10 protein-coding genes are annotated in these 8,657 nt (G+C 49.6%); 5 read left to right on the forward strand and 5 right to left on the reverse strand.

Translation table 11 applies throughout. The annotated features are described in order from the left end of the window. On the reverse strand, nt 1–233 hold a 233-nt coding region (locus L0156_23415; GenBank protein MCI0605947.1), incomplete at its 3' end, for an FAD binding domain-containing protein. 154 nt (nt 234–387) lie between these two features. Continuing rightward, complete coding sequence (locus tag L0156_23420) at nt 388–1,503, reverse strand: DUF4097 domain-containing protein (GenBank protein MCI0605948.1); 1,116 nt, start codon at nt 1,501–1,503, stop codon at nt 388–390. A gap of 134 nt (nt 1,504–1,637) precedes the next feature. On the opposite strand from L0156_23420, the gene L0156_23425 reads away from it, so the two are divergent. The 5 genes from L0156_23425 to L0156_23445 are packed head-to-tail and all read left to right on the forward strand — an operon-like array spanning nt 1,638 to nt 5,863. Further along, nucleotides 1,638–2,384 (forward strand): hypothetical protein, encoded by a 747-nt coding sequence (locus L0156_23425; protein MCI0605949.1) that lies wholly within the window; start codon nt 1,638–1,640, stop codon nt 2,382–2,384. A gap of 2 nt (nt 2,385–2,386) precedes the next feature. Continuing rightward, complete coding sequence (locus L0156_23430; protein MCI0605950.1) at nt 2,387–3,277, forward strand: TIGR04222 domain-containing membrane protein; 891 nt, start codon at nt 2,387–2,389, stop codon at nt 3,275–3,277. Next, nucleotides 3,277–4,125: a DUF692 domain-containing protein gene (locus L0156_23435; protein MCI0605951.1), complete on the forward strand. Its 849-nt coding sequence runs from the start codon at nt 3,277–3,279 to the stop codon at nt 4,123–4,125. Before L0156_23430 ends, L0156_23435 begins: the two co-directional genes overlap by 1 nt. Continuing rightward, nucleotides 4,122–4,367 carry a nitrile hydratase subunit alpha gene (locus L0156_23440; GenBank protein ID MCI0605952.1) on the forward strand — a complete coding sequence of 82 codons (246 nt, stop codon included), beginning with the start codon at nt 4,122–4,124 and terminating at the stop codon, nt 4,365–4,367. Before L0156_23435 ends, L0156_23440 begins: the two co-directional genes overlap by 4 nt. Next, the gene (locus tag L0156_23445; GenBank protein ID MCI0605953.1) at nt 4,364–5,863 is read left to right on the forward strand and encodes an NAD-binding protein; all 1,500 of its coding nucleotides are present in this window, start codon (nt 4,364–4,366) and stop codon (nt 5,861–5,863) included. Before L0156_23440 ends, L0156_23445 begins: the two co-directional genes overlap by 4 nt. 11 nt (nt 5,864–5,874) lie before the next feature. Here the strand turns inward: L0156_23445 and L0156_23450 are convergent, their stop codons facing one another. From L0156_23450 to L0156_23460, 3 genes are all read right to left on the reverse strand, one after another. Next, a complete protein-coding gene (locus L0156_23450; protein MCI0605954.1) occupies nt 5,875–6,129 on the reverse strand; it encodes a GlsB/YeaQ/YmgE family stress response membrane protein in 255 nt (84 codons plus the stop codon). An 88-nt stretch (nt 6,130–6,217) separates the two neighbouring features. Continuing rightward, the gene (locus L0156_23455) at nt 6,218–7,417 is read right to left on the reverse strand and encodes an ABC transporter permease (GenBank protein ID MCI0605955.1); all 1,200 of its coding nucleotides are present in this window, start codon (nt 7,415–7,417) and stop codon (nt 6,218–6,220) included. Between the two features lies 1 nt (nt 7,418). Then, nucleotides 7,419–8,657, reverse strand: a 1,239-nt coding sequence (locus L0156_23460) for an ABC transporter permease (GenBank protein ID MCI0605956.1), incomplete at its 5' end; no start/stop codon positions are given.

An 8,657-nucleotide genomic window follows, 5' to 3' on the forward strand; every position in this document is an offset into this window, starting at 1 on the left:
CACGAGTTAAAGCGCCGATTTTTCAGGTAACCATCCGATTCCTTCACGTAACTCAAATCCTGAATCCGGTTAATGTCGACAATCACAGGTGGTGAGGCTAGACGCAACTTCATCATCGGTATTAAGCTCTGACCTCCCGAAAGAATTTTTGCATCTTCTCCATGCTTTTGGAGTAAAGCGATCGCTTCTTGAAGTGTTGTGGGACGAAAATATTCAAAAGAAGCCGGAATCATTGGATCCTCCTTCTTCAGCTGATGGGGTTATTTTCAGGCCGATTTTCGCAGGTGCGAAATTTCACTTTAGACTGACACGTAAAGCGTTGTCAACTTGGCCTTAGTGGAGCAGCGCGGGCATCTCTGCCCGCGACGCCTATTGGGGTGAAAAGCTTTATGATTTACGCAAAATAATATCTCCGTTGATCGTGCGAATTCGAACGCGGTGAGTGCCTGCTCCGACTTTGCCCGATCCATAAATATATTTTCGCGGGGATCCATCTTCATAATCCCACTCTTCCGTCTCTTCGGTCTTCAATGGAAAATCGCTCTTAATGGAATATCTGCCTGATCTGTTTTTCGTATACGCAAGCTCGAGATCTAGAATCATTGGAAGATTTGAGGGGACAGTTAGCTCAATATCACCACTCATAGAAAGTAACTCCACATCGCGGTTTCCTTTGGAAGGATCACCGGTCATCGTCACTTTTACGTTTCCTCCCATGGTTTCGGCGCGCACCCATCCGTCAATCGAATCGATTCTGACATCGCCTCCCATTGTTTTTGCCGACACGTGATCTTTGGCCGAACCAACATGAATATCACCGCCCATGGTATTCAGTTTCGCGCCTGAAGGCGCTTCATCCACATTTAATTCTCCACCCATCGTTGAAATGTTCACTTCACCGGATGGTTTACCATCAGCTCCTGCTCTCTTGTGAATGACTTTTCCACCCATGGAGGAACCTTTCACATTTCCTGTCACTGCTTCAATCAAAACCTGACCACCCATGGTGCTTACTTCACCATCCAGATGGGATTGCGTAAGGCTGATGCCTCCTCCCATTGTGCTCAAAGAGATTCTTCCCTTTAAGCCGGAAAGATTCAGTGCGCCTCCCATCGTGCTTCCTTCGAATTCACCTTCTACGTTGTGAATCGTCACTCCACCACCCATGCTTTCTATTTCCACATCAAAGCGATAAGGAACACGGATATCGAATTCGCCACTGGCATCATAATGATCGTATCCGCCGCGAAAACGTGTTCGCACATCGATTCCGCCTGGCGTTTGTTCGATCTGCACTTCTGTATTGTCGCGGTCTCTTCCTTTTACGAAACCATTTACAGAAACAACCGCTTTGTCCCATCCTTCTATCCGGATTTTTCCACCCGTCTTTAAATCCAGATTCAGCTTTTTACCCGGATCTACCTGGAATTCCTGGTGAACCTCAGCCGCAAATGCAAATGCGGTGAAACATAAAATGAAAGCAAAGGAAAGCTCAAGTCTCATAGGGAAAAGTCCTCCATGAAATTATTTCGGAGGGCGGCCGTTCCTGGCCGCCTGGCGGGCTCGGAGGCCCGCCCTCCTCAAACTTAGACGAGGTCTGTCACGAAAAGGTTGGGTGTATAATCCCATCATTACAAATGACCGTCAGTCTCGACCTCTCAGGACTTCCGGAAGGCGTTTCCCGAACGCTGTCAGAAGTTATCAGCAAATCGTTGGAGACACTGGGGTCCAATCTTCAGTCTGTTGTTCTTTATGGAAGCGCGGCCGAAAACCGTTTGCGTCCGACTTCTGACCTGAATCTGATCTTCGTTCTTTCCAACTTTAATCGCGCGCAGGTTGATCCGCTTAGGGAGCCGTTGCGATCTGCTTACGTTACGCATCGATTGTCCGTAATGTTTTTGCTGGAATCGGAAATCAATGCGGCAATTGAAGCGTTCCCCGTAAAATTTTCCGACATACTAAACCGGCGTCGCGTCTTGCACGGGTCGGATCCATTTACGGGTCGCAAAATTCCTCGCTCGCTATCCATTATCCGATTGAAACAGGTATTGATGAATTTAAAACTTCGAATGCGAAACCTTTATATGCTTCGAAGCTTGCGCGAAGAGCAGCTTGCAATGGTGATTGCCGACATGGCGGGACCTTTGAGAAGCGCTGCAGGGACTCTACTAGAGTTGGAAGGCTCGCCGCGACTGAGTCCTCGCGAGGCTTTCCAGAGATTGGCGAAGGAACTGGTTCCGGACCATGCGGATACGCTTCAGGCCCGGTTGACGGAAGCAAGAGAAAATCGATTGCTTCCTCCCGGAGAGGCAGCGGACACGGTGTTTCACATACTGCGCGTGGTCGACTTGCTTTTAGAAAGAGCAGCGAAATTATCATCCTGAAAATGAACCCATTCGAACTTCCTGGTCCTATATTTCTGCTTTTCTATTCTGTTGTTGTAATTGTTGCGCTAGTTATCGCTCACGGGAAACGAGTGTCCATGGAGAAAGGAGAGCCGCCACGCGGATTGATGGATCCTTATTTGATTGCATACCTCCGTGGCGGCGAAAACGAGCTGATCCGCGTTGCCACGATTTCGCTGATGGACCGTGGTTTTCTCCAGATCAAAGGAACCAATTTGCAGACCACTAAACCGGCCGCAGTTGACATTGTAAGGCACGATGTCGAGAGAAGGATCCTGGAGAAATGCCTGAACGAACGGGAGACCGCGAGTTTATTTGATGATTCAGGACTGCACGCCCTGGCGTCGTCGTATCAGTCTGAGCTCCAGCAAAAAGAACTTCTGCCTGATGAACAACTGAAATCAAAACGGATATCCATATTCTTTGTGACGGCATCTTTCCTTGGCATCCTTGCCGGCGCGAAAATCATGAAAGCCGTTCTCGAAGGCCGTTCCAATATTATTTTTCTCATCATTCTTGCTATTGTTGCAGTCCTTATTACTCTGAAAGTAACGAACCCACGAACCACCCAGCGAGGGAAACTATTTCTAAAAGATCTCAAAACGCTTCTTTCGGGATTGAAACAGCGGGCCGCACAAGGGTATATGATGCGAAGCGGAGAGACAAATGAACTTGCTTTGTTGGCCGCTGTATTTGGAGTTGCGTCTGTTCCCGAGCCGGCGATTCCAGGCTTGAAAAAGCTATTCGCGAAAGCAACTTCCTCCTCCTCTTCAGTATTCACATCTTCTTGTGGGTCGTCCTGTGGCTCTTCTTGCGGATCCTCCTGTGGAGGCGGCTGTGGTGGTGGATGCGGAGGATGCGGAGGGGATTGATGCATCATCGCGTGGGGATTGGTTGGCGTCCAGCTTTAGCAGCTTCCATTTTGAGCCATCAGGATTCCATCGATGTTGTGGAAATTGTCGCCGAGAATTATCTTGACGCGTCGCGTGACGTTTTGCGTTCGTTGCGCACATTGGGAGCACAGGTTCCCCTTGTGCTTCATGGAGTTTCGCTTGGACTTGCCTCAACGGTGCCGGCCGACAGAAAGAGACTGGAAAAACTGGCAGATTTGAGGGACGCCGTCCAGCCTTTATTCTGGTCGGAGCATCTCGCCTTTGTGCGCGGCGGTGGAATTGAGATCGGCCACCTTGCAACTCCTCCCCGAACCATCGCGACTCTGGAAGGCACTCTCGAAAACCTGGAAATGGCCAAGCAAATCACGGGCGAGTCTCCGCAAATGGAAAACGTGGCGACGCTTCTCGAACCTCCAGGCAGCTCGTTTGATGAAGTAGAATGGATACTAAGCTTCCTGCAGCAATCCTGTTGCAAGCTTCTATTAGATCTGCACAATCTGCATGCAAATGCTCTGAATTTTAAATGGGATCCCTACGATCTTATTAGAAGGATTCCAGTAGATAGAATAGGCAGCATCCATATTGCTGGCGGTAAGTGGATCGGGCGTCCGGGCTCGCCGCGTTTGCTGGACGATCATTGTCACGAAGTGCCTGATCCTGTTTACGGAATGCTTTCCCACTTAGCAGAACGGGCCGGCGAGCCTTTAACTGTCATTCTGGAAAGAGATGGAAATTTTCCACACTTTGATGTTTTGCTGCGGGAGTTAACTCTTGCGCGCGAGGCGCTTAGAGATGGAGATTCCCGCAAGCAAAAAGGAGCAGCATGAGTCCGGCTTTCGAAGCATTTCTCGCTCGACTTTATGTGGATCCGGAATTCCGTGCCAGATTTTTGAAGGACCGAACACGCGAAGCTTATGATGTAGGCCTGAGTCATTCTGAAATCGCCGCGCTGTTAGTAATTCCTCAAGAAGATCTGGAAATAGCGGCAAGCAGTTTCGAAAAGAAAAGGCGCCGAATGATGGTCTCGAAGAGCACTTTGGCTTCCCGTTTGATGCGTCTGTTTCGATGAAAACTCATCTGGTCTGCGGACTCGGTCAGGTGGGATATCGTATTTGCCATTTGTTGCTTCGGCTGGGTGAAAAAGTCGAAGTCATTACAAAGGAAACCAGAGAAGAATGGGTTTCAGAACTGCAATCTTTGGGAGTCAGGGTCCATTTAAAGGATGCAAGAAACTCTCAGGTTTTGATCGATGCAGGAATCAGGGAAGCTGTATCGCTTACCTCGGTAACAGGACAGGACTTAATCAATATTGAGATCGGGTTAGATGCGAAGACGTTGTGTCCTGATCTTCCCGTGGTGCTTCGCATTTTCGATGAAACGCTTGGGGATCGCCTGGAAGAGACTCTACAGCTCCGGAAAGCAATCGGCCGCTCTTCATTGGCTGCGCCTGTCTTTGCTTCCGCGGTCATGAAGAAAATTGTTTGTGGCTCTTTTGCAGTGGATGGACAGCCATTTGTAATTGAAGAGGATGGTCAGCTTACGGCGATGGAACGGAAGAATTTTCCCTCTCATCATCTTCCACGAAAAACAGTTTGGAGCAATGTGATCAGGACATGGAAGGAATCCACGTTGCCTTTCGGCAAAGTGGCTCTTTTTCTCTTAAGCGTGATGGCTGTGTCAGCTGTGATCTTCTATTTCGGAATGGGATTGAGCGTTATAGACGCCATTTATTTCATAACCACAACAATAACAACCGTTGGCTACGGAGATATCACGCCAGCTTCCGGCCCGCTGAAACTATACGTCTGTCTTCTTATGTTGCTGGGTTCTGCAACGATTGCAGCAATGTATTCCTGGATTACAGATTTCATCGTAACTTCGAAGTTTCAGCAGTTGTTCGGCAAAACGTTGACTCCGGAAAAGGATCATGTGGTGCTTGTGGGACTGGGAAACATCGGTTACAGGATTGCAGAAGAGTTGCAGCGGCTTGGAATTGAACTGGTCGCGTTGGAAACGAATCCTAGAGCCCTTGTGGAAACGGTTCGCAGCTTTGCGCCCGTAATAGTCGGAGACGGTCGAACACCTGAAACACTGGAAAAGGCAGGGATTCGAACGGCCCGCGCCATCATTGCGGCAACTTCTGATGATTCGACCAATCTTACGGTCGTGCTTGTCGGTCGTGGTTTGAATCCTCGAATCCGAACGGTGGCGCGAATTTTTGACGCTGAATTTGCCGAGAAAATTCAAAAGCCTTTGAAGGTGGATGTCGCATACAGCGCTTCGCAAATCGCCGCTCCGACTTTCGTCGCGGCTGCGCTGTATGAAAATGTTGTCGGAGCTTTTGTTCTCAATGACGCAAACCTATTTATTTTCACTTACAAAAAGGTCAGAGAAGAATGGATCGGTCAAACGCCGTCAAATCTCCGGAAATCGACGGTTGATGTTCTGTTTCGACGAAATGAAAAAACAGATCGTTTTGTGTCAACTTTGCAAGATGATTCGCCCTTTGTTCGCGAAGAGCAATTGATTGCTGTAAGAGTTCGTAATTTGATTGCCGCTAAATGAAAATATCTAGTTCAAATTCCGCGTAGCCGGCGCAGAAGAAAGATCAAGATTACAGCACCGAGAGTTGCCATGATGATTCTGCCCAGTAGGCCGTAGGCAGCCAGGCCCACCAGACCAAACAGGAAGGATCCAATGAAAGCGCCGATCACACCAATGATCATGTAGATCAGAACGCTCTTTCTACCACCACGCATCAACAGACTGCCCAGCCAGCCTGCAATGAGCCCGATCAACAAAGTGTAGAGGAGGTCTAGAAGTCTATACATCGTCTCTAACGTATATTATATTGCCAGTCTGCGGACTGGAAGTCCGCGGCCCATAATGCAGGCCTGGAAGCCTGCGCTCCGTTCTATCCTATTCGGTGCGGAGAGCTTCGAGCGGATCCAGTTTTGCGGCGCGGCGAGCCGGTGCGACTCCGCTGATCAATCCCACGATTACACTGACAAGGATTGCCACAATCACATACATCGTAGGAATGCGCACTGGCAATGCCGGGATCACGGCGCCGAGGAGTTGCGCGATGCCAATTCCTGCAATCACACCGGCAACCCCTCCGGCAGTGGAGAGGAGCGCTGCTTCTGTGAGAAAGAGAGTCAACACCTGTCCGGCTTCCGCGCCGATCGCTTTCTCCAACCCGATTTCACTGATCCGTTCATTCACTGAAATCCACATCATTGTGAGAATTCCTACGGCTCCCACAAGAAGAGAAATTGCGGCAACACCGCCGACTCCCATCGTCATCGCGTTGAGAATATTATCCAGCGTATCCAGCATTTCGGTTTGCGTGATGACAGTGAAGTCCTCTTCATCATCGTGTCTTGTTTTTAAAAGGTCGCGAATTCCCTGGGCAACGGAATTCACTTTGTGCGCGTCACCAAAAAGGACATGAATTTCCTGCAGACCTTCCTTGTTGAATATTTGCAAGGCGGAAGCGATCGGAATGTATGCGCGGTCATCCAGATCCAATCCCAGGAGTTGTCCCTTCGTTTCCATGATACCGATCACAAGAAATCGCGAGCCACCGATGTGAACGTACTTTCCAAGCGCGTTTTCATTGTGAAACAATTCCCGTTTTAATTTCGATCCGAGCACGGCCAACGGCGCGCCACGTCTGGGATCGATGGGCGGAATGAAAGAACCCTGGCGCACCTTCACGCGCCAGACTTCCGGAGCATCCGCATTGACTCCGACAACAAAAACGGATCGCGATCGCCTGGTGGTTTCGACTCTTGCGCTGCCGTACGAAATCGGGACCACTTTCTCTACACCGGGCACTCTCAGTAATTGAAGTGCATCTTCAATTGTCAACTTCCTGGTGGTTGTAACCGCGCCTTGCATCCCGAATGTCTCGATTTTCCCCGGTGTGATCATGATGAGATTTGTGCCGAACTGGGTGAATGAGTGGAGAATAAAATAACGGAGTCCTTCACCGATAGAAGTGAGAAGGATCACGGACGCAGTGCCGATCGCAATACCCAGCATCGTTAGGGCCGTTCGCAACCGGTGCGCGCGAATCGTACCCAGTGTTAATTTCAGAACGTCCTGCAGTTCCATATTATCTCCGGGTCAAAGCCTGAATCGGATCCAATCTGGCAGCCTGTCGTGCCGGCCATACTCCGAATAGAACGCCTACCAGAACCGCAACAGCCACAGCAGATAGGACGGCCCACGGAGGAACCTCAACCGGAAAAGAAGGGAAAATTTTGCCGATCAAATCCACCAGCACAAGGGCAGCAGTCAATCCAATCAAACCACCCAGTAGCGATAAAAGCGAGGCTTCGGCCAGAAAAACAGAAACCACCTGGGAGGGCTTCACACCGATCGCTTTCAATAATCCGATTTCGGATGTGCGCTCGGATACCGAGACAAGCATCACATTCATGATTCCGACACCGGCAACAGAAAGGGAAATGGCTGCAATTCCTGCAAGAGCCAATGTCAGCGCAGTGAAAATTTCATTGAACGAAGCAAGAACGGAATCTTGAGTGAGCAGCGTGATATCTTCTTCATTTTCGTGCCGCTCTTTGATCACTTCCATAATTTTCTCTTTCGTGTGTTCGAGATCCGCGTATGAAGTGCTTTCCACAAAGAGCCGAAAGACGGTCGTTTGATCGTAAACTTTCATCGCCGTGGCAACGGGAATCATCACAATATCATCGATATCAAATCCCATACTCTGGCCTTTTGGAGAGAGTACGCCGATCACTCGAAAACGCCAATCTCCGATGCGAACAGTTTTTCCCAGTGGATTTTTGCCACGGAACAACTCCTGTTCGACTCTTGTTCCAATGACACAAACAGGTGCGCCGCGATCCAGTTCTCCCTGTGGCAAAAAACTTCCGCGGGCCATGCTCAAACGGCGGATCTGCAGAAATTCCTGAGTCGTTCCGATCACCGGAACGTTTCTGGTGAGCGCTCCATGCGATACAAGACTTTGCCCCAGAGTGAGTGGGGCCAGTTTGCTGACGAAGGGAACTCTTCGCAGGATTGCTTCCGCATCCTGCAAGGTTAAATCATGGGGCACCCCACCAACAAATGGCACCATTCCTTCGGTTTCGATCTTTCCCGGAAGGACCACGATCAAACTGCTTCCCAGCGTAGCCAGCTCACCGGTAACGTAAAGACGTCCTCCTTCGCCCAGTGCGGTTAACAGAATAACGGATGCTACACCGATGCCAACACCTATAGTGCAAAGCACGGTGCGTAAACGATGACCTTTTAGAGCGCTCCATGCGAATTGAAACAAATCAAAAAAAGTCATAAACAAAGTAAAGCGGGCGTCCCGCCTGCTAGA

It is taken from the genome of bacterium, from assembly GCA_022616075.1.
Classification (GTDB): Bacteria; Acidobacteriota; HRBIN11; order JAKEFK01; family JAKEFK01; genus JAKEFK01.